Source organism: Sandaracinobacter neustonicus, from assembly GCF_006385875.1.
Lineage (GTDB): Bacteria > Pseudomonadota > Alphaproteobacteria > Sphingomonadales > Sphingomonadaceae > Sandaracinobacteroides > Sandaracinobacteroides neustonicus.
The window spans coordinates 1-23,181 of record NZ_VFSU01000025.1; the positions used below are offsets into that span (position 1 = coordinate 1).

Annotated in this window: 29 protein-coding genes; 6 read left to right on the plus strand and 23 right to left on the minus strand. The window is 64.3% G+C overall.

The window, feature by feature from the left end; translation table 11 throughout:
* The 4 genes from FJQ54_RS10110 to FJQ54_RS10125 form a co-directional block, all read right to left on the minus strand.
* Positions 1-517: NAD(P)H-dependent oxidoreductase (locus tag FJQ54_RS10110; RefSeq protein ID WP_140928302.1), on the minus strand; the 517-nt coding region annotated here is incomplete at its 3' end.
* Positions 514-1,593, minus strand: a complete 1,080-nt coding sequence (gene arsB / locus FJQ54_RS10115; RefSeq protein WP_140927256.1) for an ACR3 family arsenite efflux transporter — start codon at positions 1,591-1,593, stop codon at positions 514-516. The genes arsB and FJQ54_RS10110, both read right to left, overlap by 4 nt.
* Before the next feature lie 6 nt (positions 1,594-1,599).
* The gene (gene arsC / locus FJQ54_RS10120) at positions 1,600-2,031 is read right to left on the minus strand and encodes an arsenate reductase (glutaredoxin) (RefSeq protein WP_140927255.1); all 432 of its coding nucleotides are present in this window, start codon (positions 2,029-2,031) and stop codon (positions 1,600-1,602) included.
* Between the two features lie 11 nt (positions 2,032-2,042).
* A complete protein-coding gene (locus tag FJQ54_RS10125) occupies positions 2,043-2,372 on the minus strand; it encodes an ArsR/SmtB family transcription factor (RefSeq protein WP_140928303.1) in 330 nt (109 codons plus the stop codon).
* A gap of 193 nt (positions 2,373-2,565) precedes the next feature.
* Here FJQ54_RS10125 and FJQ54_RS10130 point away from each other — a divergent pair, with 193 nt between their 5' ends.
* Entirely contained in the window at positions 2,566-2,841 is a 276-nt protein-coding gene (locus tag FJQ54_RS10130) for a metal-sensing transcriptional repressor (RefSeq protein WP_140928304.1), read from the plus strand.
* The gene (dmeF, locus tag FJQ54_RS10135; protein ID WP_140928305.1) at positions 2,838-3,785 is read left to right on the plus strand and encodes a CDF family Co(II)/Ni(II) efflux transporter DmeF; all 948 of its coding nucleotides are present in this window, start codon (positions 2,838-2,840) and stop codon (positions 3,783-3,785) included. Before FJQ54_RS10130 ends, dmeF begins: the two co-directional genes overlap by 4 nt.
* A gap of 14 nt (positions 3,786-3,799) precedes the next feature.
* Here the strand turns inward: dmeF and FJQ54_RS10140 are convergent, their stop codons facing one another.
* From FJQ54_RS10140 to FJQ54_RS10175, 8 genes are all read right to left on the minus strand, one after another.
* The gene (locus FJQ54_RS10140; protein WP_140928351.1) at positions 3,800-6,154 is read right to left on the minus strand and encodes a heavy metal translocating P-type ATPase; all 2,355 of its coding nucleotides are present in this window, start codon (positions 6,152-6,154) and stop codon (positions 3,800-3,802) included.
* A gap of 104 nt (positions 6,155-6,258) precedes the next feature.
* Complete coding sequence (locus FJQ54_RS10145; RefSeq protein WP_235890397.1) at positions 6,259-6,618, minus strand: hypothetical protein; 360 nt, start codon at positions 6,616-6,618, stop codon at positions 6,259-6,261.
* A gap of 69 nt (positions 6,619-6,687) precedes the next feature.
* Positions 6,688-6,882 carry a hypothetical protein gene (locus FJQ54_RS10150; RefSeq protein ID WP_140928306.1) on the minus strand — a complete coding sequence of 65 codons (195 nt, stop codon included), beginning with the start codon at positions 6,880-6,882 and terminating at the stop codon, positions 6,688-6,690.
* A 14-nt stretch (positions 6,883-6,896) separates the two neighbouring features.
* Complete coding sequence (locus tag FJQ54_RS10155; protein WP_140928307.1) at positions 6,897-7,607, minus strand: copper resistance protein B; 711 nt, start codon at positions 7,605-7,607, stop codon at positions 6,897-6,899.
* Between the two features lie 3 nt (positions 7,608-7,610).
* Positions 7,611-9,710: a multicopper oxidase domain-containing protein gene (locus tag FJQ54_RS10160; protein WP_140928308.1), complete on the minus strand. Its 2,100-nt coding sequence runs from the start codon at positions 9,708-9,710 to the stop codon at positions 7,611-7,613.
* Positions 9,711-9,766: 56 nt separating this feature from the next.
* A complete protein-coding gene (locus FJQ54_RS10165) occupies positions 9,767-10,321 on the minus strand; it encodes an RNA polymerase sigma factor (RefSeq protein ID WP_235890398.1) in 555 nt (184 codons plus the stop codon).
* A 7-nt stretch (positions 10,322-10,328) separates the two neighbouring features.
* A complete protein-coding gene (locus FJQ54_RS10170; protein WP_140928309.1) occupies positions 10,329-10,772 on the minus strand; it encodes a Spy/CpxP family protein refolding chaperone in 444 nt (147 codons plus the stop codon).
* A complete protein-coding gene (locus FJQ54_RS10175; protein ID WP_140928310.1) occupies positions 10,769-11,044 on the minus strand; it encodes a hypothetical protein in 276 nt (91 codons plus the stop codon). Before FJQ54_RS10175 ends, FJQ54_RS10170 begins: the two co-directional genes overlap by 4 nt.
* 89 nt (positions 11,045-11,133) lie before the next feature.
* On the opposite strand from FJQ54_RS10175, the gene FJQ54_RS10180 reads away from it, so the two are divergent.
* From FJQ54_RS10180 to FJQ54_RS10195, 4 genes are read left to right on the plus strand one after another with little or no spacing between them, the layout of a single operon-like run.
* Entirely contained in the window at positions 11,134-11,607 is a 474-nt protein-coding gene (locus FJQ54_RS10180; protein ID WP_235890399.1) for a DUF411 domain-containing protein, read from the plus strand.
* A gap of 28 nt (positions 11,608-11,635) precedes the next feature.
* Positions 11,636-11,986, plus strand: a complete 351-nt coding sequence (gene copC, locus FJQ54_RS10185; protein WP_140928311.1) for a copper homeostasis periplasmic binding protein CopC — start codon at positions 11,636-11,638, stop codon at positions 11,984-11,986.
* 6 nt (positions 11,987-11,992) lie between these two features.
* On the plus strand, positions 11,993-12,874 hold the full coding sequence (gene copD, locus FJQ54_RS10190) for a copper homeostasis membrane protein CopD (RefSeq protein ID WP_140928312.1): 882 nt from the start codon (positions 11,993-11,995) through the stop codon (positions 12,872-12,874).
* A 2-nt stretch (positions 12,875-12,876) separates the two neighbouring features.
* Positions 12,877-13,359 (plus strand): YybH family protein, encoded by a 483-nt coding sequence (locus tag FJQ54_RS10195; RefSeq protein ID WP_181160092.1) that lies wholly within the window; start codon positions 12,877-12,879, stop codon positions 13,357-13,359.
* Between the two features lie 153 nt (positions 13,360-13,512).
* Here FJQ54_RS10195 and FJQ54_RS10200 read toward each other — a convergent pair whose 3' ends face one another.
* Genes FJQ54_RS10200 through trbB form a run of 11 tightly spaced genes read right to left on the minus strand, consistent with a single transcriptional unit; the run spans position 13,513 to position 23,068 of the window.
* Complete coding sequence (locus FJQ54_RS10200; protein ID WP_140928314.1) at positions 13,513-13,728, minus strand: DUF2274 domain-containing protein; 216 nt, start codon at positions 13,726-13,728, stop codon at positions 13,513-13,515.
* Positions 13,725-14,993, minus strand: a complete 1,269-nt coding sequence (locus FJQ54_RS10205; RefSeq protein ID WP_140928315.1) for a TrbI/VirB10 family protein — start codon at positions 14,991-14,993, stop codon at positions 13,725-13,727. Before FJQ54_RS10205 ends, FJQ54_RS10200 begins: the two co-directional genes overlap by 4 nt.
* Entirely contained in the window at positions 14,990-16,000 is a 1,011-nt protein-coding gene (gene trbG, locus FJQ54_RS10210) for a P-type conjugative transfer protein TrbG (RefSeq protein WP_140928316.1), read from the minus strand. The genes FJQ54_RS10205 and trbG overlap by 4 nt, the downstream gene beginning before the upstream one ends.
* Entirely contained in the window at positions 15,997-16,680 is a 684-nt protein-coding gene (gene trbF / locus FJQ54_RS10215; RefSeq protein WP_140928317.1) for a conjugal transfer protein TrbF, read from the minus strand. Before trbF ends, trbG begins: the two co-directional genes overlap by 4 nt.
* Positions 16,680-17,942, minus strand: a complete 1,263-nt coding sequence (gene trbL, locus FJQ54_RS10220) for a P-type conjugative transfer protein TrbL (RefSeq protein WP_140928318.1) — start codon at positions 17,940-17,942, stop codon at positions 16,680-16,682. Before trbL ends, trbF begins: the two co-directional genes overlap by 1 nt.
* Positions 17,943-17,944: 2 nt before the next feature.
* The gene (gene trbK-alt / locus FJQ54_RS10225; RefSeq protein WP_140928319.1) at positions 17,945-18,238 is read right to left on the minus strand and encodes a putative entry exclusion protein TrbK-alt; all 294 of its coding nucleotides are present in this window, start codon (positions 18,236-18,238) and stop codon (positions 17,945-17,947) included.
* A 7-nt stretch (positions 18,239-18,245) separates the two neighbouring features.
* The gene (gene trbJ / locus FJQ54_RS10230) at positions 18,246-18,995 is read right to left on the minus strand and encodes a P-type conjugative transfer protein TrbJ (protein ID WP_140928320.1); all 750 of its coding nucleotides are present in this window, start codon (positions 18,993-18,995) and stop codon (positions 18,246-18,248) included.
* The gene (gene trbE / locus FJQ54_RS10235; RefSeq protein WP_140928321.1) at positions 18,992-21,442 is read right to left on the minus strand and encodes a conjugal transfer protein TrbE; all 2,451 of its coding nucleotides are present in this window, start codon (positions 21,440-21,442) and stop codon (positions 18,992-18,994) included. The genes trbJ and trbE overlap by 4 nt, the downstream gene beginning before the upstream one ends.
* 14 nt (positions 21,443-21,456) lie before the next feature.
* Positions 21,457-21,726, minus strand: coding sequence for a VirB3 family type IV secretion system protein (locus tag FJQ54_RS10240; RefSeq protein ID WP_140928322.1), 270 nt, complete (start codon positions 21,724-21,726; stop codon positions 21,457-21,459).
* Entirely contained in the window at positions 21,723-22,064 is a 342-nt protein-coding gene (locus FJQ54_RS10245; RefSeq protein ID WP_181160093.1) for a TrbC/VirB2 family protein, read from the minus strand. Before FJQ54_RS10245 ends, FJQ54_RS10240 begins: the two co-directional genes overlap by 4 nt.
* Positions 22,061-23,068: a P-type conjugative transfer ATPase TrbB gene (gene trbB, locus FJQ54_RS10250; RefSeq protein ID WP_140928323.1), complete on the minus strand. Its 1,008-nt coding sequence runs from the start codon at positions 23,066-23,068 to the stop codon at positions 22,061-22,063. Before trbB ends, FJQ54_RS10245 begins: the two co-directional genes overlap by 4 nt.
* Positions 23,069-23,181 lie beyond the last annotated feature (113 nt).

Below are 23,181 nucleotides of genomic sequence, written 5' to 3' on the forward strand. Positions count from 1 at the left end.
TTGGGATGGTGATCATCCGCATCCAGCGGCCGAGGATACGCAGGCTGTTTACGCTGTTGAACGACTGCGAGCCAGCGTTGACCTGCATCACCGCGAGCGTGCGGCCCTGCGTTGGGCGAACCCCCTTCATGGCCAGTGGCAGATGGTCGATCTGCGCCTTCATAATGCCGGTGATCTGCCCGTGCCTTTCAGGGCTGCACCAAACCTGCCCTTCTGACCAGATCGAGTGCTCGCGTAGTTCATGGACTGCTGGATGGTCGTCGTAAGGAAACAGGTCGGGCGGCGGGAGATCGGATGGGTCGAAGATGCGCGTCTCGCAACCAAACAGCTGCAACAGCCTTGCAGCCTCCTCCGTCGCCAAACGCGAGAAAGAACGATCCCGCAACGAGCCGTAGAGCAGCAGGATGCGCGGCGGCGGGTCGAGTTCGCCGAGATCCAGCGCAGGTAGACGATGCAGATACTCGGGCCTCAGCGCCGGAAAATGTTCGGGGTCTGGAAGAGTGCGCAAACGGCTCATGTATTATCCTTGGTGGCAACGTTGGGCGTGGTGGCAGGAAACCATCGGCGGCCCAGCCAGAAGGCAACATTCACCAACAGGATCAGCACCGGCACCTCGACCAGCGGGCCAATCACGGCTGCGAAGGCGACCGGCGATGCAAGGCCAAAGGCCGCGATGGCAACGGCAATTGCCAGCTCAAAATTGTTGCCGGCTGCCGTGAACGCCACCGCCGTGGTGCGGGGATAATCCGCCTCGATCAGCTTCCCCATCCAGAAGCTGATGAGGAACTGGACAACGAAGTAGATGACGAGCGGGATGGCGATGCGGATCGCGTCGCCCGGCAACGTCAGGATGTCCTGCCCCTTCAGGCTGAACATGGCCAGGATGGTAAACAGCAGCGCCAGCAGAGTGACGGGGCCGATCTTTGGCAGGAAGCGCTGTTCATACCAGTCGGCGCCCTTGCGTGCGACCAGCAGGCGCCGGGTGAGGAAGCCTGCCGCAAACGGGACGCCGAGATAGATGAGGACGGCCTGTGCGATGGTCCAGAAGCTGACGTTGATTACGCTGCCTCCCAGCCCCAGCAGCGGCGGAAGGAACATGAGGAAGAACCAGGCGTAGACGCTGAAGAACAGGATCTGGAACAGCGAGTTGAACGCGACCAAGGCCGCAACATACTGGTTGTCGCCCTTCGCCAGCTGGTTCCAGACGATCACCATGGCGATGCAGCGGGCAAGGCCGATGAGGATCAGGCCGGTCATGTATTCGGGATGGTCGCGCAGGAAGATGACAGCGAGCGCGAACATCAGCACCGGACCGATAATCCAGTTCTGCACGAGCGAGATGGCAAGGATGCGCTTGTCGCGGAACACCAGAGGCAGTTCCTCATAGCGGACTCGGGCGAGCGGCGGATACATCATCAGGATGAGCCCGACCGCGATAGGCAGGTTGGTGGTGCCGATGCTGTAGCTGTCGATGGCGGCGGGCAGGCTCGGGAACAGCGCGCCGAGGCCAACTCCGATTGCCATCGCGATGAATATCCAGAGCGTCAGGTATCGATCAAGGAAAGATAGGCGTGGGCGTGCGGGGCTGTTCATGGGTCTTCAGGCGCCCACGCGTTTGCCGCTGGCGTCGATGACCTGCTCGCCGTCTTCCTTCGTGAATGCGCCCTGTTGTGCCGTTGGCAGCAAGCTGAGCACTTCCTCGGACGGACGGCAGAGCTTGACGCCCAATGGTGACACGACGAGCGGGCGGTTGATGAGGACCGGGTGCGCCATCATGGCGTCGATCAACTGCGTGTTGGTCAACTCTGGGTTGCCGAGATTGAGGTTGGCATAGGGCGTGCCCTTTTCCCGCAGCAGGTCGCGGGGCGAAATGCCGGCCCTTTCGATCAGGCTTTCCAGCATCGCCCTCGACGGCGGCGTCTTCAGATACTCGATGACATGCGGCTCAAGCCCCGCGTTGCGGATGAGGCCGAGCGTGTTGCGCGAAGTTCCGCACTCCGGGTTGTGATAGACGATGATATCGGTGGGCATTGGCGAGCCTCTCAGCAGCAGGCGAGTTCGGAGATCAGCGGCGCGCACAGTTCCGGGCTTCCCGCGCAGCAGTCCTTTACGAGGAACAGCATCAGCGCGCGGAGGCCGTCGACATCGGCGCGGTACTGGATGACGCGGCCGTGCCGTTCGGACGTCACCAAGCCTGCCCGCGCCAGAATGGCGAGGTGTGTGGAAAGTGTGTTGGCAGGCACATCCAGGTGACGCGCGATGTCGCCTGCAGGCAGGCCCTCGGGTTCGTGGCGGACGAGCAAGCGGAACGCATCCAGCCTTGTCTGCTGGGATAGAGCGGTAAAGGCGGACAAGGCCGCATTGGATTCCATGATTCGAGATATATCGAACTATGTGACCGATGCAATGCAGATGGGCTCCCTCCAGCTCAGCAGCTTCAGTGCCATTTAAGCTGAGCAATGAGACGCGTCGCCACACGGTCTGACAGCCGACTGGAAGCTCCCATCACGAGGCCGACGTCATGCCATTGTTGTGTTGGTGAATATACTATAGGGGAGTATATTCATGGCACACATCTCGACCAACAAGGCGAAGCTGCTGGCGCGTGTCAGGCGAATAGCTGGTCAGGTCGCGGCGCTTGAAAGAGCGATCGCGACAGACGCAGAGTGCTCTGCTGTGCTGCAGCAGGCAGCAGCCGCACGAGGAGCATTGGGCGGACTCGTGGAAGTGTTGATCCTCGATCATCTCGAGCATCATGTCGCTGCCCCTGGCCTAGACGAAGCTGCCCGTCGTCGCGGTGCCGACGAACTGATCACCATATTGGGACGATACAAATCATGACTGGTCTAATCGACGCCGCAACGGGCAACGAGCATCTGCACGCGCATGTTTTCCTGGGTGCCAATCATGACGAGAATGCGCGGCGAACGCTTTGGGTGGTTCTGCTCACTGCTCTCATGATGACGGTTGAGATCGTGGCAGGCTATCTCACAGGCTCCATGGCGTTGCTGGCGGACGGTTTCCACATGGCTACCCATGCCGGCGCGCTTGGTGTGGCTGCTGCAGCCTATGCCTATGCCCGACGCTATGCTCACGACCCGCGGTTCAGCTTCGGCACCGGGAAAGTCGGTGATCTGGCAGGCTTTGCATCGGCGCTGGTGCTCGGAGTGGTCGCGCTTGGCATCGGGGTCGAATCCATCCGGAGGCTTTTCGAGCCCATCACGGTCGCCTTCGGTGAGGCGACCATCATCGCAGCCATCGGTCTTGCGGTGAATGTGGCCAGCGTGTTTCTGCTGTCAGGCGGCCCTCACCACCACCATGAACATGGTCACGGCGATCATGGACATGGGCACGGGCATGGTCATGGTCACGACAACAATATGCGCTCGGCTTATTTTCATGTTCTGGCCGACGCGCTTACCTCCGTTCTGGCAATCGTCGCCCTGCTGTCTGGCCGCTTCCTGGGTTTGACCTGGCTGGATCCGATCATGGGAATTGTCGGAGCCGTGGTTATTGGCCGCTGGTCTTGGAGCCTGATGCGCGACACCGCGAAAGTTCTTCTGGATCAAACGGATGAGGATGTCGCCGCCGAGGTGCGGGATGAACTTGGCAGGCAGGGAGATGTCGCAATCACGGATCTGCACGTCTGGCGAATTGGTCCGGCGGCACATGCCGCTATCGTCAGCGTGACGACGGCCGCCGCACTAAATCCGGACGACCTTCTTGAACGGTTGAGACCCGTGCATGAATTGAAGCACATCACCGTCGAGATCCGCACGAAATAATGGGCGGCAGGCGGCTACAGCGACAGCCTCCTTAACCTCAGAGCATTGCCAACCACGCTCACCGATGAAAGGGCCATCGCCGCCGCGGCAACGATTGGGGACAGCAGCAGCCCGAGCGACGGATAGAGCACGCCTGCTGCAAGTGGGACGCCGGCTGCGTTGTAGGCGAAGGCGAACAACAGGTTCTGGCGGATATTCCGCATCGTGGCATGGCTCAGGTGACGGGCTTTCACGATACCCATCAGGTCACCGCCCATCAGCGTTACGCCTGCACTTTCAATTGCAACGTCGGTTCCGCCGCCCATCGCAATCCCGACGTCCGCTGCCGCGAGCGCGGGCGCGTCGTTGACGCCGTCGCCTGCCATGGCGACCACACGGCCCTCGCGTTTCAGCCTCTCAACGACTGCCTGCTTGTCGGCGGGCAAAACATCTGCTTCGAAATCGTCGATGCCAAGGCGCCTCGCAATGGCTTCTGCCGTTATGTGATTGTCTCCGGTCAGCATGATGACATGCATGCCGGCGTCTCGCAGCGCGGCGAGCGCCTGCGGAGTGCTGGCCTTTACCTTGTCAGCGATGGCGATGCTGCCCGCCGGTTTGCCATCGACCGCAACGAGCACTGCCGTCGCCCCTTCCCGGCGGGCCGCATCTGCGGCGTCGGTAAGGCCGACTGTCTCTACACCAAGCTCGGCAAGATAGGCGGGCTTGCCGATGGCGACCTGCCGTCCTCCGACAGTGCCGACAACGCCCTTGCCCGAAGGGGCATCGAAGCCGGTGACGTCGGCCAGGACGAGATTTCGGGCCTGCGCCTCGGCGACGATGGCGGCTGCCAGCGGATGCTGGCTCTGCCGCTCCAGTGCTGAAGCGAGGGCGAGCAGTTCGGTTTCGGAAATCCCCTCTGTGGGATGGATGGAGGCAACCCTTGGTTTCCCCTCGGTCAGGGTGCCGGTTTTGTCGACAAGCAGGGTGTCCACCTTCTCCAGCCGTTCCAGCGCCTCGGCATTCTTGATGAGGACGCCCGCCTGTGCGCCGCGCCCCACACCGACCATGATCGACATGGGCGTAGCTAGGCCGAGTGCGCAAGGACAGGCGATGATAAGGACGGATACCGCCACGATAAAGGCGTAGGAGAGACGCGGTTCCGGCCCGACCAGCGCCCAGACAAGAAATGCCAGCACTGCGACAAGGATCACTGCCGGCACGAACCAGCCGGAGACCTTGTCAGCCAGGCGCTGGATCGGCGCGCGGCTGCGCTGCGCCGACGCCACCATCGCGACGATCTGCGACAGGAGCGTGTCGCGGCCCACCCGTTCGGCCGTCATCAGGAAGGCACCGGTCTGGTTCATGGTGCCGGCGATCAGCTGATGACCCACCATTTTTGTGACCGGCAGGGATTCTCCGGTGACCATGGATTCATCCAGCGTGGAGTGGCCTTCAGACAGCTTGCCGTCCACGGGCACCGCCTCTCCGGGCCGCACCCGCAGAAGGTCGCCCACGACGACGTCTTCCAGCGGGATTTCCTGGTCGCTGCCGTCAGCCCCCACGCGTCGGGCGGTTTTCGGCGCCAGATCGAGGAGCGCACGAATGGCGCCGCCGGTTGCCTCGCGGGCGCGCAGTTCCAGCATCTGGCCGAGCAGCACCAGCACAACGATGACCGCTGCGGGCTCGAAATAGACGGGAACCGAGCCATCCATTGCCCGGAAGGACGGCGGGAACAGCTGCGGCGCGATGGTGGCCACCAGACTGTAGAGGAGCGCGGCACCGGTCCCCAGGGCGATCAGGGTGAACATGTTCAGGCTGCGGTTGACGATGGACGCCCAGCCGCGCTCGAAGAATGGCCATCCCGCCCACAGCACAACGGGCGTTGCGAACAACAGCTGCAACCAGTTGGACGTCTGCGGTGAAATGAAGCGATGCAGGCCGAACAGGTGGCCGCCCATCTCGAGGATGAGGACTGGAATAGTGAGCGCGAGCCCGATCCTGAAGCGGCGGGTGAAGTCCACGAGTTCAGGGTTCGGGCCGGCATTGGCGTCGGGAAGTTCGGGCTCCAGCGCCATGCCGCAGATTGGGCACGAGCCTGGACCGTCCTGCCGGATCTCCGGGTGCATCGGGCAGGTGTAGATGGTTCCGGCCGGGGCAACGGGTGCCGGAGGTTTTTTGCCAAGATAGGTCTGCGGGCTGGCGATGAACTTCGAGCGGCAGCCAGCGGAGCAGAAATAATAGGGATGACCGGCATGCTCGGCGCGATGGGCGGTGGCATGTGGGTCGACCATCATGCCGCAGACAGGGTCGCGGGCGGTTTTGGCGCTGCTGCCAGTCGAATTGCCGTGACCACTATGGCTGTCACGCCCTGACGGTGCGTGTCTGTGCATTTCGGCCATCCCTCAACTCCACGTGAACGGCATCTTTGGGTGATGCCCACCTGCAACGCGATCGGGCCGACGCCGCCCGGAGCCCTATTGTGTCGACCAGCCGGTCATTCCCTGCGCAGTTCGACGATGTCGTGTACCTTCGCTTCGCCACCGATCACCGTGGCGCGGGCGAAATGCGTATCAACGATGCTGTCGATCCGGACATGCCCCACGTCCTTTCGGCGAAAAGCGGGGCCCGACTTGGCGGGAATTGTCACTGGCACCACACGGGCGACATCAAGAACCTGCCCGATCCTGGCTCCGTCGGCCGAGCCGATGCAGACTGTCGCGATATCGTCCCTCATGTCGACGATCTGGCCGCGCATGAAAACGCTGTGCTGCAGGCTCTCTGCATTCGCCGGTGCAACCGACGCAAATGACGCCATGACCATTGCAGCTACAAACAGGGTTCGACGGGTTCGCATGTGAACCTCCTTCAACCTTGAGCACGGTGTGTGACGGGGCGGCTGCCGGAACACGGCAGCCGCGGTGCATCAGCGAGGCGTCGATGGCGCCGGGGTGTCCGTCCCATGGCCCATGCTGGAATGGTCCGCTTTTCCCTTGCCGGCCTTGTCGCAGCAATCCTTCTCGCAGCAGCATTTCTTCGTCTCGGCGGCAGGCACTTGTTGCGCAACTGCCGGTGCCGCAACCATCAGCGACAGCATCGCGAGCATGAATGTTTTCGTCATCTTCGATCTCCTTGCTAGAACCAGAAGCGTACGCCACCCCGCACAGACCAACCGCCCGTGTCCTCGCCATCTTCGCGCGCGAGACGGGCTGTCTCGCCGAGCTTGCTCTCGTAGGTGACAGCCAGCGTCGGTGCGAACTTGCGCGTTACCTCGTAGCGGGCCTGAACCCCGGTCTCGATTGTGGAGAAGCCAGATCCGACACGACGCTCGGGCACGTCGGTGAGGTAGAGGTCTGTCTCCAGCTGCGGTTCCAGCACGAAGCGGTTGGTGAGGCGCAGGTCGAAGGACTGTTTGAAGCGGATGCTGACATCGCCCTTGAAGCCGATGAATGCGTGCAACTCTGTCTCCAGCAATTGCGGGGCGAGGCCCTGCACGCCGACCACCGCATAGGCGCGGCGGTCGGGCTCGATGTCGGTGCGTACCCCGCCCTGAACGTCAAAGAACGTCCAGACGTTGCGACTGTAAAGGGCTTGAACCTCGGCCTTTTCGAAGGCGGAGCCGGCGTGCTCGCCTTCGGTCTTCCACCAGAATTTGTGGTTATCGCCGCCGATCCAGCCTTCGGCGTCCCAGTTCACCACATCGGTTCCGGACTGCCGGCTGTAGTCGGCCTCGGCCGAGGTGTAGCTATAAGTGCGGTTGCCGTGCAGATGCGCTGCGGGTTCATCGACAGTCTGGGCGAAGGCCGGAGCCGTTGCGAACAGGAGCGAAACGAGAAGGGCGCGCATCAGTCAGTGCGCCTTGTGCTGGTGGGCGTCTGCCGGTGCATCGCCGGGGGCCGGCCCGACATTGGCCACGATCAGCTTCTTCATCATGCCGGAATCCATGTGAAACAGGAGGTGGCAGTGCAGTGGCCACTCGCCCGGCTCGTTTGCGGTGAGGATCACTGACTGGGTGCGGCCCGGGGCGACAGCGATCACATTTTTCTCCGGCATCCTGTCGGCCGGCGCTCCATTCTCGATCTCGAAGAACATGCCGTGCAGGTGCATCGGATGCGCCATCATCGTCTCGTTGACGAAGGTGATGCGCACCCTCTCGCCAAATTGCACATCAACGGGCGGGGCTTCGCCGAACGGCTTGCCATTCAGCGACCACATGTAGCGCTCCATGTTGCCAGTGATGCGGATCACGATCTCCCGCGTCGGGGCGCGGGCATCCGGATTGGGCTTTGCTGCCACCAGATCCCGCATCGACAACACCCGCGCGCCATAAGGCGCGCCGGTCGCCCAGCCAAACACCCGGCCCGAGCCGTCGACGTCGCCCTCGCGCGCAAGCTCGGTCATCGCGTGGTTCATCTGGCTGTGGTCCATGCCGGCCATCGGGTCGGCGCCATAGCCATAGTCGACGCGGGGAAAGGCTGTACCACCTTGAACGGCAGTGGCCGGAACCGCGGTCCCGATGCGGTCTGGTCCGCTCGGCGTGGGTGGTTTGGGCGTGCAATGCCCCATGGCGGCGTGCTCGGGGGGGCAACTGCTGTCCTGTGCGGGCGGTGGCGCAGGTTCGGGCATCTTGCAATGGCCCATGGCGGCATGTTCCGCTGAACATTCGGACTTCGGCGCCGGTTCGGGCGCGGCCGGCATGCTGCAATGGCCCATCGCTGCATGTTCTGGCGTGCAGGAACTCGCAGCGGGCGGCATCCCAGCCATGTCGGGCATCGCATGTGGCTGGCGCTCTGCCGCAGCGTTCAGGATGGCGGTGTCCGGATCGGTCGCCGCCATCTGGTGGCCTGCATGGCTTGTAGCTGGCTGGGCGGGTGCGCCCATCGCGTGGCCCATTTCGCCCATCATCAGGATCTGCATCGGCCGGGGCCGGGGCGCTTCCACCGGCATGCCCGGCGCCGGCCCCATCACAGCCAGTGCGTTTGCGCGGCGGTCGATCGTTTCCACCCATAGCGGGTAGGCGCGGTCTTCCTGCGGCTCGACCAGCACATCATAGGTTTCGGCGACTGCCATGCGGAACTCGTCGACCTGCACTGGCTCGACCGCTCGCCCGTCGGCCGCGATGATCGTCATCGTCAGGCCGGGAATGCGCACGTCCATGAAGCTCATCGCAGAGCCGTTGATGAAGCGCAGCCGAACCTTTTCGCCCTTCTTCATTTCGAAGAATGGCTTGCGGGCCGTTGGCAGGCCGTTCACCAGCAGCGTGTAGTTGGACACATCGGCGATGTCCGTCGGGTCCATGCGCATCCGGCCCCAGGCCGCACGGTCGGACAATGTCTTGCCCAGCCCGAATTTGCCCGCGTCGCGCAGCAGCTCCGGCGTGGTCCGCTTGTTCCAGTTATAGTATCCGGCATCCCCCTTCAGGTTGCGGATGATGCGCTCGGGGTCTTCGGGCGTGTGCTCGGTCAGCAGGATCACATGCTCGCGGTCCACCGCAACGTCCGGGCCGTCCTTCGGCTCGATAATCAGCGCGCCATATTGCCCGGCCTGTTCCTGTGTGGAGGCATGGCTGTGATACCAGTAGGTGCCCGACTGGCGCAGCGTGAAATTATAGGTGTAGGTGGCGCCGGGCGCGATGCCCGGAAAGCCGTTGAAGCCCGGCGCGCCGTCATGATGCCCCGGCACCAGAAGCCCGTGCCAGTGAATCGCCGTCATCTCGGGCAAATCGTTGCGGAGGTTGACGGTGACGTTGTCGCCTTCCCGAAAACGCAGGACGGGCCCGGGAACACTGCCATTGAGTGTGACGACGAGGTCGCGGCGGCCCGGATTCACCTCCAGCCGCTCGCGTTGGGTGACCAAATCGACGGTCACGTCACGCGTCTGACCGGGAACGGCGAACAGCAGCAGGCCAGCAAGCGGGATGGCCCGGATGAACGGAACAGGAAGTTGCATGGAATCCTCAGGCAATGGGCTCTTGCCTGTGAATACGCGCGGTCAGCAGTCTCCCCTCACACGCGATCGAGGATTCCGGTCAATATTCGACGTGCGCGCGCCACCTTTGTTTCCACGGCCTTCGCGCTGATACCCAGTCGGACGCCGGCCTCTGCCTGACTGAGACCCTCGATAGCGGTCAGGACCAGTGGAGCCCTGAGGGCAAGCGGCAGATCCGCGATTGCTCGATCCAGCCGCGCTAGCTCCTGCCGGTCAGCCGTTTCGACATCAGGCAAGGCAGCAGTATCGGCGACTTGCAGGGTTTCTGCGTCGCGCGAAGGCCCCAGCAGGAAGCGCCGCACAGCCCGGCGACGTGCGGCATCGCGGACCTTGTTCAGTGCAATGCGCTGCGCCCATGGCAGGAACGGGCGGTCCGCGTCGAAGCTGCCAAGGTTGCGCCAGATCGCGACGAAACTGTCCTGCAGCAGGTCATGCGCTTCCTCGGGATCGCCGGTCAGGCGCCGCAGGAAGCGGTAGAGGCCCTCCTTGTGGCGCCGCATCAGCTGGCCAAAGGCCGGCTCGTCGCCGGCGGCCGCGCGGCGCACAAGCGCTTCGTCTGTGTCTGCGGTCACGCCGCGGTCACCGCGGTTCGGCGGTCAGCGCATCCACAACCGTTCGGTCAAACTTTGCCGCCTGATCCGGTGTCAGCACGGCGCGCATCGCAAAGACATGCTCGATGGTCGCCTTCTGCAACTCGCCCATGGCCATATGGAAGTGATCGACGGAAGCCGTGACCGCTGGGCCATAGGCACCTTCGCTTTCAATGGCCGCCGCAAGTTCGGCATTGGCTTGCCGCATTTCCAGCTCCAGCGCCTTGCGCTGCACCGCGAAGGAGCGCTCCAGGGCGTCGATCCTGGCGGACTGGTCAGCGGTCAGGTCCAGCTCCCGGTGAACGGCCTCATGGAACGAAGTGCCATTTCCATGGGTGCGCGCAAGGATCTGTGGCCCGAGCCACGCGCCAGCCATGCCGGCCAGCAGCGCCACAAGCAGCACCAGCAAGGTCTGACGCCACGTGCGGCTCACCGTCCGCTCTCCAGCAGCGTGGAGGGCGCCAGCGCGATCCCGGACGAGAAGGGGGAGACTTCAGGCGGCCGGGCGCTGGCCGTCGTGGTGGAGGCCACCCCCACCAGCAGCGCCGCCAGCGCCGAAAGCGCGGGCAGCCGCCAGCCGGCAAGCGGCATGGCCTGCTCGACTGTTGCAATCCGCTTCCACACACGGGGTTCGACCATGCCCAGGTCGCGGTCCGGCGGGGCGTCGCGCATCAGCTGCAAAAGGGAATCGAGCTTGTCGGTCATGCTGGTCTCCGCGTGGCCTGACAGCCACTCTAGGTTGAATACGCGCGCAAAGGCAAAAGCCCGCACGGCGTGAGGGATGGCGCGTTGCAATGCGTATTCGCGGCATGACCCTCATCCTGAAACCTTTCGGACGACGCACTTTCCTGGCTGCTTCGCTGGCAGTTGCGGCGGCGCCTGCGTTGGCTTCGGCGCAAACCCCCATGACAGTCTATCGGGATGCAGGATGTGGTTGCTGCCTGAAATGGGCGGCAATGGCTGGCAAGGCGGGCTTTACCGTGCGTGTTGTCGATCAGGCCGATATGCAGGCGTTGAAGCGCCGTATCGGCATCCCCGAGCCTCTGTGGTCGTGCCATACCGCAATGGTCGAAGGTCGTGCGGTTGAGGGGCATGTACCGTTTGCGGCAATCCGCAAGATGCTCGCCATGGGAACGAAGGCGCCGCGTGGAATTGCCGTTCCCGGAATGCCGGTCGGCTCCCCAGGAATGGAAGTCCCGGATGGCCGGCGCGAGCCTTTCGATGTGATGGCCTTCGACCAGAAGGGCACGAGCTGGCGTTTTGCCTGATCCTGATTTTTCCAAGGAGTTTATACCTATGCGCATTGTCCTGCTTCCTGTCGCCGCCATCGCCTTGATTGCCGCGCCGGCGTTCGCCCACCCCAAGGTGGTGGCCTCCACGCCCGCCGCCGGGGCAAGCGTTGCCGCCCCCCGCGTGATCAGCCTGACGTTCAGCGAAAAGCTGTTCGAGAGGATGTCCGGCGCGACGCTGGCGAAGGCCGATGGCGCAAGTCCGCTTGCGGCAACAGCCGCGGTCTCAGCTGACGGCAAGACAATGACTGTGACCCCGGCATCGCCGCTCGCAGCCGGTGCATACAAGGTCGATTGGTTCGGCGTCGGCGCGGACACTCATCGGGTCACCGGAACCATCAGCTTCATGGTCCGCTGATCCGGCGTGGAAGATCTGCCGGCGGCCGCTGTCCGCTTCATTCTTGTGATGACACTTGGGCTGGGATTTGGCCTGTCTGTGTTCGGCCTGCATGCACTGGATGCAGCTCATCGCCAAAGCTGGAACGCGCGCATACGCGGAACGCAGATCGGTCTCTCCCTTGCCGCGCTCGCCGCTTCTGCGTTGGGCATGGCGATCCTGGCTGGGCGGATGTTCGGCACGCCGCTGCGTGAACTCGAGCCCTCGCATCTGCAGACGCTGATGGAACTGCCCGGGTTCGCTCTGGCCCTCGGCCTGCGGATCGCGGCTCTGGGTGGCTTCCTGATGATGGCGGTGGCCGGCATCGGGCGGCCTGTCATACAGTCCCTGCTGCTGGCCGTTGCGCTGGCGACGCTCGCCTGGTTCGGGCATGGGGCGGCATCGGATGGCGAGCTTGGCCTGCTGCACCTCGCCTCCTCCATCGTTCATCTTCTGGCCGCCGGCCTGTGGCTGGGGGCCATTGCCGCCTTTTTGCTGATTGCCTCGGCCAGCCCGAACAGCGAGTCTGGATTTCTGTCGCAGGCGTTGCGACGCTTTCATCTCACCGGAAGTCTCATCGTCGGCCTGCTCCTGGCCACCGGCCTGCTGAATGCAGCCATGATGCTGGGCTCGGGCGGCCTTGCCACGGCGTGGGGAACAGCCTGGGGCCAGCTGATGGTGCTGAAGCTGCTGGCGTTCGCCGCGATGCTCGGGCTGGCGGCGCTCAACCGGTTCCGGCTTGCACCGTTGCTTGCCGGAAATGGCGCGCAAGGGCCCCTCGTCTTCAGCCTGCGCGCCGAACTGCTTCTTGCCACGTCCATCCTGTTTCTCGTCGGATGGCTGGGGCTTCTTTCCCCTTCAGGAGACTGACGATGCAAAATAAGTTCCATATCGCCTTCACGACGCTGATGGTCCTCTCCGCAAGCGCTGCAGCGGCACAGCAGGGACCGGCTGCTGCGGTTGATGCCTTTCATGCTGCGCTGAAGCGCGGAGACAGCAAGGCCGTCACCGCGCTGCTGGCACCGGATGCGCTGATCTTCGAGGCAGGCCACATCGAGCGATCAGCGGCTGAATATGCCGGAGGCCATCTGGCCGGCGACGCCGCCCATGCTGCCAAGACGGTGACTGTCCCCGTTGCTCGCCAATGCCTGATCACGCCTGCGCAGGCGGTCATCATGTCGGAGAGCACGACCACAGCCGACGGGCGCGCTGACCCCCGGATCGGAACCGAAACCATGGTGCTGACGAAGCTGTCCGAAGGATGGCAGATCGCCCACATCCACTGGTCGTCCCGCAAGTTGCCGACCGGGGCGGCGCTGCCGAAGCGACGCGAGATCGCCGCCGACTGCAACTGAGCTTATGGTACCTCGCACTTCCGGACTGCAGACTTTGCAGGCGCTGGAATTATTAGCTGAACGCATGGCAATTTATCGCCATTTTGCACAAACTACTGACATTCCGGATCGCCCGACAAATCTGCCCCATGTTTAAGGCAGCTGGCTGGTAATCTACTTTGAGTGCGACTTCGCAAATGCCCGGTCTGCTGAAATAAACCGGCTTACCATCGGCGGAATCAGTCGGCACGGCTCCGGCGCAGCGGTGCCAGTTTCCATCGCCAATTGCTCTCCATAAGCGATGAGGTCGCGATGCAGCGCGGCCGGCAGCTCGACTGTGACCTTAACCGGCCTTTCGTCGGCGATTGGGCCGAGTTTCAGTTTTGTCATGGGATAGCTCCATAGGGTTCAATAATGAGATCGCGCGTCACGAGAATGCGGGCGGTGAAGCCGGCTCGCACGGTGAGGGTTGGCGACACATCGAGCTGACGGTCGACGATCTGTCTGCCGGTGTCGGTGATGCTGTCGGCGGCCCCACGGCGCAAGGCGCGGAGGATGGCGCTGTCGCCGGAACCGGCACCAAGTTCGGCGCCGACGCCCAATATGGTGGATAGGAGGCTGGCCTTCAGCATCTGGCCCCAGTGGCGATCAATGCCGTCCTGCATCCCGGCCTGCCCTTGCGCATCGGTGCCGGGCTGGCGATCCAGCGCGAGCGAGCGGCCATCCGGGAAAATCAGCCTATTCCAGGCCAGCAGCACGCGTCTCTGGCCGAATGCGACACCGGAATCATAATCGCCGATCACGCGTGTTCCCTGCGGGATGAGGATTGTCCGGCCGGTGGGGCTGTCATGGACATTGCTGGTCACCTGGGCGGTCACCTGACCGGGCAGGTCTGAGCGAATGCCGGTGAGGAGCGCGATGGGAATGATGGCGCCGGCCTGAAGGATTTGCCGGGAGGGTGCCGCGGTAATCCGTTCGGGGGAGGTTGTCGGCTCGCTTCGCCGGCCAAGGAATGCTTCGCGGCGATCGACAGGTGCGGTGGGCTGGGCGGCACCGGGCGGCTGATCTGCATTGACGGGAAGGCCCTCTATCAGGACTGAAGGTGTCGCGGCAGATGCAGTGGAGGTGCCTGTTGCAAACAGCTTGGCGGTTCGGGCTGCCTCTCTCTCCTGCTGTCTCTGCTGAACTGCTGGGTCCACGGGCTGGGCGGGCGGCGCGGAAGTCGCAATGCCTGGCACGGGGACATCTCTGCCCTGCTGTTGGGCACGGAGGATTGGCCTACCGAGGTCGCCGGGCAGCGGCGGCCCGAGGCGCGGAATGCCGCTGTAGTCCCGGGGCAATTGGGCCAGTCCATCAGGTGTGGTGCGATTGTCGGTCGGCACCAGCTCCGGCAGCCCCTCGGCAGCTTCGCGGCCTTGCAATGCATACACCAGCGCTCCACCCAGCCCGATGCTGACGACGATTCCAAGCCCAAGCAGGGCTTTGCGTGACAGCCGCGTGACTGGCGGAAGCGTCGGCCGCAGGCGCATGGCGTCAGCGGATTCCTTCAGGCGAGGCCGCTCATTTTGCGCATGACCATTGGCGGATTTCTCACCCGACGAAACTGCTGATGCGCTTTCCGGTGCCGCTGCCGGCGGTGGCGGATCGACGATCATGGCCGGTGTCCGACATCGCGCTGGATCCGGACGCTGGCCTGCCGTTTGCCACTTCCCATCCGCAGCTCGGCTATCGAGAACAGCTGGTCGACGATCATATAGTGTCCGCGCACGCGGTAGTTGATCAGTTCCATCGATTTGCCGTCTGGCCCAACCTGAAACAGGGGCGGCATCTCGCCCTGGCCGATACTGCGATCGAACTCGATGAAGACTTGGCTCCCATCGTTGAACGCGCGCACGGGCCGCCAGGCCGGGCGGTCACCGGAAAGACTATAGCCAAAATCCAGACTGGCGGGATCGACCCCGGCGGATGCTTGCCGTTCTGGCTCTGCTTTCCCCTGTGGTGGCGCAAGCAACGCCCGCTGCGGATAATCCCAGCGGACTGACGCCATCCAAGTCCGCTCCGTTGCCCGCAGTTCGAGGTGGTAGGTGCGGCGGTCGGTGTTGATGACAAGATTGGTTCCGATGTCGGGCCGGGTGGGCTTCACCAGGATATGGACCTGTTTTGCAGCGCCCGTGCCGCTTTCGGTGTCGCCGATGATCCAGCGCACTGTGTCGCCGGCAGCGACCGGGCCGGGACCAACCAGCTTCTCGCCGGGTTCGAGCGCGATGTCGGTGACGTGGCCTGGCGCCGTGTACAGCTGATAGAGGGCGCCATCGACGAATGGCCAGACCTGCATGGCGTTGATGAACCCGTCGCGTACCGGTTCCATGCGGGCCGCGGCGTTGGCCTGAAGTATGCGAGTGGTAGGCGATGCCGGCTCCGGTGTGCGGACGATTGCGGGAAGTGGCTTCAGCTGACCGGGGAGCGGCAGGGGGACGGGCACTTCCACTATGAGTTGATGCGGTGGTCCGAGCGCGACAGGGGTGTCCGTCGCCCGCGGTGCGGTCGCCAACGCTTGCATATCTGACTTCGCCTGCGGCAACGGCGCGGATATCGCCGTCGTCGCGCAGCCGGCGATGATCGTCGTGGAAAACAGCAGCAGCAAACAGGATGGCCGGGTCATGATCCAAGCTCCTTCGACCAGTTGATGGCGTCGACATAGATGCCGAGCGGGTTGGCTTGCAGGCGTTCGGGGTCGCTGGCCGGCTGGACGGCAACCGTCAGAATCGCGCTCCAGCGGGCGGTGTCCATGAGCGATCCGTCGCGATAGGTGCGCTCGGTCCAGGCGATGCGGAATGATGATGGCGACGCCCGGATGACCGAGTTGACCTCGACCGACACCTGTTCCTTGCCGACACGGGAAAAGGGATCATTGGCGCGGGCATGGTCGCTCAGCACCAGTGCGCCACGCCTTGTTGTCATGTCGTAGGCGCGCAACCAGTTCTGGCGGACGATGATGGGATCCGTGGCGATACCGCGCACCTGTTCCATGAACCGCGACAGCTGATAGGCAATCTGCGGATCGGACGGCAGGAAGCCTTCGGTTGCAGGCCCGACAGCGGAGGTCTGGCCAAGCTTGTCGACCTCCACCACCCAGGGGACGATGGTGCCGCGAGATGCCTGCCAGACGAGCGCGGCGGACAGGCCGCCCGCCAGACCCAGACAGGCGAATGCCATCAACCGCCAATTGCGGGCCTGCACGCGCGCCGAGCCGATGCGGTCGTCCCACACCTGCGCCGCGCGCTGGTAGGGCGTTTCGGGCTCGGGCGTTTTGCCATAGTGAACGGCGGATCGCCGGAACATCAGCTTTTCCCTTCAGAGAGCGAGATGGAGGAGCCGCCGCCGTGGCTGTCGCCAGCGCGGATGGCGTGGAGGGTGGCCTGCGTCCCTTGCGACAGGCGCTGGGAACGGCGCAGACGGTTGGCCCAGGCGGGCGGTTCGCCGGAAGCGGCCGACGATACGGTGCCTGCAGAACTGCCACTGGAAGATGCGCGCTGGAGAGGGGAAATCGCAGCCTGTGCGCCCGTGCGGGCGACATTGCCGAGACCCCCGGCCACAGCGCCAATTCCGCTGCGACCGGCACTTCCTGCGGAATAGGCCTCTGAGGCGCCGGCTGCCATGGACGCGCCGCCGCGGGCAGCGGCTGCCGTGCGGCCAAGGATCGCCGAACCGCCCGCTGCTGCCATGCCGCCGGTTGCAACGCCCGCGGCCACCATGCCACCGGCCGCCATGGTTGTGCCGACGGCCGCACCTGCCGACAGCTGTGGGCCGCCGGACACGATGCCGTTGGCGATGCCGGGTGCAAAGATGCCCAGACCCAGTAGCGAGAGCGCTGCCAGCACGATGGTCATGGCCTCGTCGATGGTCGGGATTTCGCCGCCGAACCCTTGCGTGAAGGTGGAGAACAGAGTCGAGCCGATGCCGATGATGACGGCGAGCACCAGCACCTTGATGCCGGACGAAATGACATTGCCCAGTACGCGCTCGGCCATGAAGGCTGATTTGCCGAACAGGCCGAATGGGATCAGCACGAACCCGGCCAGCGTCGTCAGCTTGAACTCGATCAGTGTCACGAACAGCTGGATTGCCAGCAGGAAGAAGGCGAGCAGGATCAGCGCCCAGGCGAACAGCAGGCAGATGATCTGGATGAAGTTCTCGAAAAAGGAGACCCAGCCCAGCAGGTCAGACACGGATTCCAGCAACGGCAGGCTGGCGTCGAGACCGATCTGTGCCACCTTGCCCGGCCGCAGCAGGTCTTCCGGCGGCAGGCCGGAGCCGCTGGCCATCAGGCCAAGGCCGGCGAAGCTTTCGTAGATGATCTTCGCCAGCCCGTTCCAGTTGGAGATGAGGTAGGCGAACACGCCGACGAACAGCGTCTTTTTGATGAGACGCGCCATGATGTCGTCGTCGGCGCCCCACGACCAGAACAGCGCGGCCAGCGTCACGTCGATGACGATGAGGGTGGTGGCGATGAACGCGACCTCACCCGACAGCAGGCCGAACCCGGCGTCGATATAGGAGGTAAATACCTCCAGAAACTGGTCGATGATGCCGGTGCCGCCCATGATCAGCCCACCGGCTCAGGGTGGTCAGCAATCGCCGGCCGTTCGGTCACCTGCCCCAGAAACCGGTCCCGGTTCTCGGACCAGAGGTTCAGGCAGGATGGGTCTCGTGAGGCCGCTTCCCCCATGTCGCGGCAGGCGCGCAGCGCCGCGCGACGGGGATCGGGAAGCGGAGCGACCTGCGCAACGGCCAGCGGCTCTTCCCGCCGCTCCCTGTCGGAGAACTGCACCGCCATCAGCGTGACGGCGATGCCGACGAACGCGAATGCGCCGGTGCGCGCGAGGGTGCGGCTGTCCACTGCCGTCTCACTCGTAGAACATCTTGGCCTGGCCCGGCTGATAGGTGGTGCCGGGGGTCAGGAAGCGCTTGCGGTGTTCGCGGCCCTGTTCGGCAGCCGCTGCCTGTTCAGCGGCCTGAAGCGCCAGCGCGCGGCCATTGGCGGCCGTCACGGCGGTCAGGTCGGCCAGTTGCTGCGCCTGAAGCGCAAGGATCTGGTTGCCGGCCTGGGCTGCCTGCAACGCGCCCGACGCCCCCTGACTTTCACCAATCAGGGCCGCCATCTCGCCCTTGCTGGCGTCCATATTCTGGACGATGCCCGCCTGCACCCGCATCGCATCCTGCAATGACGCCACGCTGGTCTGCCAGCGGGATTTGGCGTTGGCGATCAGCTGGGCGTCGGTGGCGGCCGGATCAACCTGAGCATAGTGCTGCTGGAACGCTTTATCGATCTGCTGGACATCGTAAGCGATCGATTGCGCTTCGGCGAGCAGCTGTTGGGTCTTCTGGATCGACTGCTGCAAGGCGCCAAGCGCCGAATATGGCAGGCTGGCGAGGTTCTTGCCCTGATTGATCAGCATTGCCGCCTCGTTCTGCAGCGAGGTGATCTGGTTGGTCACCTGTTGCAGCGAGCGGACGGCGGTCAGCACGTTCTGGCTATAGTTGGAGGGGTCGAACACGACGATGGCGTGCGCCGGTGCGGACAACATCGTGGGTACGAGCGCGGTGCTCAGCAGCCATGCCGCTGCGAACCGAGCGGCGCGGGATTTGCCGTTCATTGGTCATTCTCCTCTGGGACAAGATCGGGAACGAGGTCGGCGGCCCAGCCAAGGCCGCGATGGCGAAGCCAGGCGGCAAGAAAGCCATCGCTGCGATATTCGGCATGCAGGGCGGTGATGGAGGGCTGGTCAGACTTCGCCGACGCCGCACAGAGCGCGAGCGCGACATCGGACAGCCCAAGTTCGAACAGCCGGTTGCCGCGTCGGGACTGGCAGTAATAATCGCGCTTGGGGGTTGCCCGCGCGAGGATATCGATCTGCCGGTCGTTGAGGCCAAAGCGGCGATAGACAGCGCTGATCTGTGGTTCGATAGCGCGCTCGTTGGGGAGCAACAGCCTTGTGTGGCAGCTTTCGATCAGCACCGGCGCCAGAGGTGAAGCATCGATATCGGACAGCGACTGGGTGGCGAAGATGACCGAGGCATTCTTCTTGCGCAGTGTCTTCAGCCATTCGCGCAACTGGCTGGCGAATGCGGCATCGTCCAACGCCAGCCAGCCTTCGTCGATGATGATGAGGGTGGGCGCACCATCGAGACGGCCCTCGATCCGGTGGAACAGATAGGAGAGAACAGCGGGTGCCGCGGGCGTACCGATCAGGCCATCGGTCTCGAAGGCCTGCACCGACGCACTGCCAAGATGCTCGGTTTCGCCGTCCAGCAGGCGGCCATGGGGACCGCCGACGCAATAGGGTGCCAGCGCCTGCTTCAGCTGGCGGGATTGCAGCAGCACGGTCAGACCAGTGAGGGTCCGCTCGGATGGAAGTGCTGTGCCAAGCGAAGTCAGCGCCGACCACAGATGTTCCTTGACGTCCGGCGTCAGCTCGACGCCTTCGCGGGCGAGCATGGCGGCCACCCAGTCGGCTGCCCAGGCACGTTCCGGCACCCGGTCGACGCGGGCCAGCGGTTGCAGGCTGAGCGGCCGGGCGGGTTCATCGTCGCTGGCCGGCGCGATACTGCCGCCAAGGTCGTGCCAGTCTCCGCCCATGGCAAGCGTGGCCACCCGCACCGATCCGCCAAAATCGAATGCAAAAACGCGGGCGCCGGGATAGCGACGGAACTGCAAGGCCATCAGTGCCAGCAGCACGGACTTTCCAGCACCCGTCGGCCCGACGACCAGCATGTGCCCGACGTCGCCGACATGGAGCGATAGCCGGAACGGGGTTGACCCCTGCGTCTTTCCAAACAGCAATGGCGGCCCGCCGAGATGCGCGTCCTCCGGCTCGCCTGCCCAGACCGCCGACAGCGGAATCATATGGGCCAGATTCAGCGTGGAAATCGGCGGCTGACGGACATTGGCATAGACATGGCCCGGCAGGCTCCCGAGCCAGGCGTCCACCGCGTTGACGGTTTCCGGGATGGCGGTGAAGTCGCGGCCCTGGATGACCTTCTCGACCAGCCGCAGCTTCTCGTTTGCCGCGCGCGGATCCTCGTCCCAGACGGTGACGGTCGCCGTCACATAGGCCATGCCAGCATGGTCGGCACCCAGTTCCTGCAATGCGAGGTCGGCATCTGCGGCCTTGTTGGCGGCATCCGAATCCACAAGTAAGGAGGCTTCGTTCGTCATCACCTCTTTCAGGATGGCGGCGATCGATTTGCGTTTGGCGAACCATTGGCGACGGATGCGGGAGAGGAGCTTGGTCGCGTCGGTCTTGTCGAGCAGCAGGGCGCGGGTTGACCAGCGATAAGGAAAAGCCAGACGGTTCAGATCGTCCAGCAGCCCGGGCGTGGTTTGCGTTGGGAAACCGGTGATGGTCAGAATGCGCAGATGCGCGTTACCCAGCCGTGGTTCCAGCCCGCAGCTGAGCGGCTGATCGGGCAGCAGCGCGTCCAGATACATCGGGGTCTCGGGCACTCCGACCCGCTGCCGCTGTGTCGAAATGCTGTTGTGCAAGAAGCCCAGCGTCTCGCCGTCATCGAGCCAGGCGCATTCCGGCATGAGCGGATCAATGAGGCCAAGCAGGCGCTCGGTCCGGTCACGGAAGCCAGCCAGCAATTCGCGCGGATCAAGGTTCCGGCTGTTGCGGCCTTCGTACATCCACCGCTCCGCTCGGCTCGCATCTTCGGGCGGCGGCAACCAGCAGAAAGTCAGATAATGGCTCGATTCAAAATGCGCGCCTTCCTCTTCGAACATTGCCTTGCGCTCGGCATCCACCAGTGCGGATGCAGCATCGGGAAAACTGCTTTCAGGGTAGGAAGTGGCGGCATGGCGATGGGCGTCGACGAACAGCGCCCAGCCGGAGCCCAGTCGCCGCAGCGCATTGTTGAGGCGGCCAGCGACCGCCACCAGCTCGGCCGGCACGGCGGAATCGAGGTCCGGCCCACGAAACCGGGCAGTGCGCTGGAAGCTGCCGTCCTTGTTGAGAACGATACCCGGCGCGACCAGAGCCGCCCAAGGCAGATAATCCGCGAGCTGCGTGGCCTGACGGCGATATTCGGCGAGGTGAAACATAGCGGCGTTTGCCCTCAGACCGCCAGATGGGACGGCAGGCGCAGATGCCGCCGCCCCACCTCGACAAAGAGCGGGTCGCGCCGGGCGCCCCAGACCGCCAGCAAATGGCCGATGGCGCCAATCGCCAGCCCGACCAGCCACAGACGCAGGCCCAGCCCAAGGGCTGCCGCCAGCGTGCCATTGACGATGGCGAGCGAGCGCGGCGCACCCGCCAGCAGGATCGGGTCGGTCAGTGCCCGGTGCACGGGAACGCTGAAGCCGGGCACCTCATCCATCCCGGTCATACCAGCGCCCCGCCGCCGAAGCTGAAGAAGGACAGGAAGAAGGACGAGGCCGCAAAGGCGATCGACAGGCCGAACACGATCTGGATGAGCCGGCGGAAGCCGCCCGACGTGTCGCCAAACGCCAGCGTCAGGCCGGTCACAATGATGATGATGACCGCAATAATCTTGGCGACCGGGCCCTCAATCGATTGCAGGATCTGCTCCAGCGGCTGCTCCCACGGCATGGACGCGCCACCGGCCCAGGCGGCAGGTGTGAGCATGAACATAATCGCCAGAAGCGAGGCGCGTGCGGCGAACCGGCTACGGTGCTGGTTGGCAAGGGTAAGCAAGCGGGTCATGCAAGGTCTCCTGCGAGGGTGAGAAGGTTTGGAACGGCAACCGGCGCGGTGGCCGGGATCAGGCGGTAGTCGCCGTCGAGGCCAAGGCCCGGCACGCGGGCTAGTTCGACGAGGCGGCGTTCGCTGCCGCGCCCCGACAGCACAGCGATAAGATCGATGGTCTCGGCGATGAGCGGACGCGGGACGGTCACCACCGCTTCCTGGATCAGCTGTTCCAGCCGCCGCAGGGCGCCCATGGCGCTGCCGGCGTGGATGGTGGCGATGCCGCCGGGATGGCCGGTGCCCCAGGCCTTCAGCAGGTCCAGTGCTTCAGCGCCGCGCACTTCGCCGATGGGAATACGGTCCGGCCGCAGCCGCAGCGCGGAGCGGACAAGATCGGAAAGCGTGGCGACGCCATCCTTGGTGCGTAGCGACACAAGGTTGGGCGCAGTGCATTGCAGTTCTCGGGTGTCTTCGATCAGCACCACCCGGTCGCCGGTTCCGGCGACTTCCGCCAACAGGGCATTGGCCAATGTTGTCTTGCCGGTGGAGGTGCCGCCGGCAACCAGGATGTTGAGGCGGCTTTGGACAGCGTCCCGCAACAGGGCTGCCTCGGGCGGACGCAGGGTGCCGGCAGCCGCATAGTCGTCGAGCGTGAACACCGCGACGGCGGGTTTTCGGATGGCAAAAGTGGGCGCCTGCACGACGGGCGGCAGCAGGCCTTCGAACCGTTCCCAGGTTCCCGGAAGTTCGGCTGACACACGCGGCGCGCCGGCATGGACTTCCGCGCCGACATGGTGGGCCACCAGCCGGATGATCCGCTCGCCGTCCGATGCCGACAGCCGCTCCCCGGTATCGGCAAGACCTTGCGACAGCCGGTCAGACCAGAGGCGGCCATCCGGGTTCAGCATGACTTCGACGACAGCCGGATCGTCCAACAGCGCCGCAATGGCGGGACCAAGCGCAGTGCGCAGCATCCGCGCGCTGCGGTTGAGAGCTTCTTCCTGATTGCGGGAACCGCGCATCTGCTGCCCTCTTGTCGAAGGGTCAGCCCATGCTGCCCCTGTTGGGGCCGAGTAAGAGAACCCGATTTCCGCGCGGTTCAACAGCTATTGCGAGGCGAAGGGGTGTGGCGTGC

Coding starts and splice junctions, on each gene's coding strand:
- arsB (WP_140927256.1), bottom strand. CDS start 1,593: ATGAACAGCCCCGCACGCCCACGCCTATCTTTCCTTGATCGATACCTG.
- arsC (WP_140927255.1), bottom strand. CDS start 2,031: ATGCCCACCGATATCATCGTCTATCACAACCCGGAGTGCGGAACTTCG.
- FJQ54_RS10125 (WP_140928303.1), bottom strand. CDS start 2,372: ATGGAATCCAATGCGGCCTTGTCCGCCTTTACCGCTCTATCCCAGCAG.
- FJQ54_RS10130 (WP_140928304.1), top strand. CDS start 2,566: ATGGCACACATCTCGACCAACAAGGCGAAGCTGCTGGCGCGTGTCAGG.
- dmeF (WP_140928305.1), top strand. CDS start 2,838: ATGACTGGTCTAATCGACGCCGCAACGGGCAACGAGCATCTGCACGCG.
- FJQ54_RS10140 (WP_140928351.1), bottom strand. CDS start 6,154: ATGCACAGACACGCACCGTCAGGGCGTGACAGCCATAGTGGTCACGGC.
- FJQ54_RS10145 (WP_235890397.1), bottom strand. CDS start 6,618: ATGCGAACCCGTCGAACCCTGTTTGTAGCTGCAATGGTCATGGCGTCA.
- FJQ54_RS10150 (WP_140928306.1), bottom strand. CDS start 6,882: ATGACGAAAACATTCATGCTCGCGATGCTGTCGCTGATGGTTGCGGCA.
- FJQ54_RS10155 (WP_140928307.1), bottom strand. CDS start 7,607: ATGCGCGCCCTTCTCGTTTCGCTCCTGTTCGCAACGGCTCCGGCCTTC.
- FJQ54_RS10160 (WP_140928308.1), bottom strand. CDS start 9,710: ATGCAACTTCCTGTTCCGTTCATCCGGGCCATCCCGCTTGCTGGCCTG.
- FJQ54_RS10175 (WP_140928310.1), bottom strand. CDS start 11,044: ATGACCGACAAGCTCGATTCCCTTTTGCAGCTGATGCGCGACGCCCCG.
- FJQ54_RS10180 (WP_235890399.1), top strand. CDS start 11,134: ATGCGTATTCGCGGCATGACCCTCATCCTGAAACCTTTCGGACGACGC.
- copC (WP_140928311.1), top strand. CDS start 11,636: ATGCGCATTGTCCTGCTTCCTGTCGCCGCCATCGCCTTGATTGCCGCG.
- FJQ54_RS10195 (WP_181160092.1), top strand. CDS start 12,877: ATGCAAAATAAGTTCCATATCGCCTTCACGACGCTGATGGTCCTCTCC.
- FJQ54_RS10200 (WP_140928314.1), bottom strand. CDS start 13,728: ATGACAAAACTGAAACTCGGCCCAATCGCCGACGAAAGGCCGGTTAAG.
- FJQ54_RS10205 (WP_140928315.1), bottom strand. CDS start 14,993: ATGATCGTCGATCCGCCACCGCCGGCAGCGGCACCGGAAAGCGCATCA.
- trbG (WP_140928316.1), bottom strand. CDS start 16,000: ATGACCCGGCCATCCTGTTTGCTGCTGCTGTTTTCCACGACGATCATC.
- trbF (WP_140928317.1), bottom strand. CDS start 16,680: ATGTTCCGGCGATCCGCCGTTCACTATGGCAAAACGCCCGAGCCCGAA.
- trbL (WP_140928318.1), bottom strand. CDS start 17,942: ATGGGCGGCACCGGCATCATCGACCAGTTTCTGGAGGTATTTACCTCC.
- trbJ (WP_140928320.1), bottom strand. CDS start 18,995: ATGAACGGCAAATCCCGCGCCGCTCGGTTCGCAGCGGCATGGCTGCTG.
- trbE (WP_140928321.1), bottom strand. CDS start 21,442: ATGTTTCACCTCGCCGAATATCGCCGTCAGGCCACGCAGCTCGCGGAT.
- FJQ54_RS10240 (WP_140928322.1), bottom strand. CDS start 21,726: ATGACCGGGATGGATGAGGTGCCCGGCTTCAGCGTTCCCGTGCACCGG.
- FJQ54_RS10245 (WP_181160093.1), bottom strand. CDS start 22,064: ATGACCCGCTTGCTTACCCTTGCCAACCAGCACCGTAGCCGGTTCGCC.
- trbB (WP_140928323.1), bottom strand. CDS start 23,068: ATGCGCGGTTCCCGCAATCAGGAAGAAGCTCTCAACCGCAGCGCGCGG.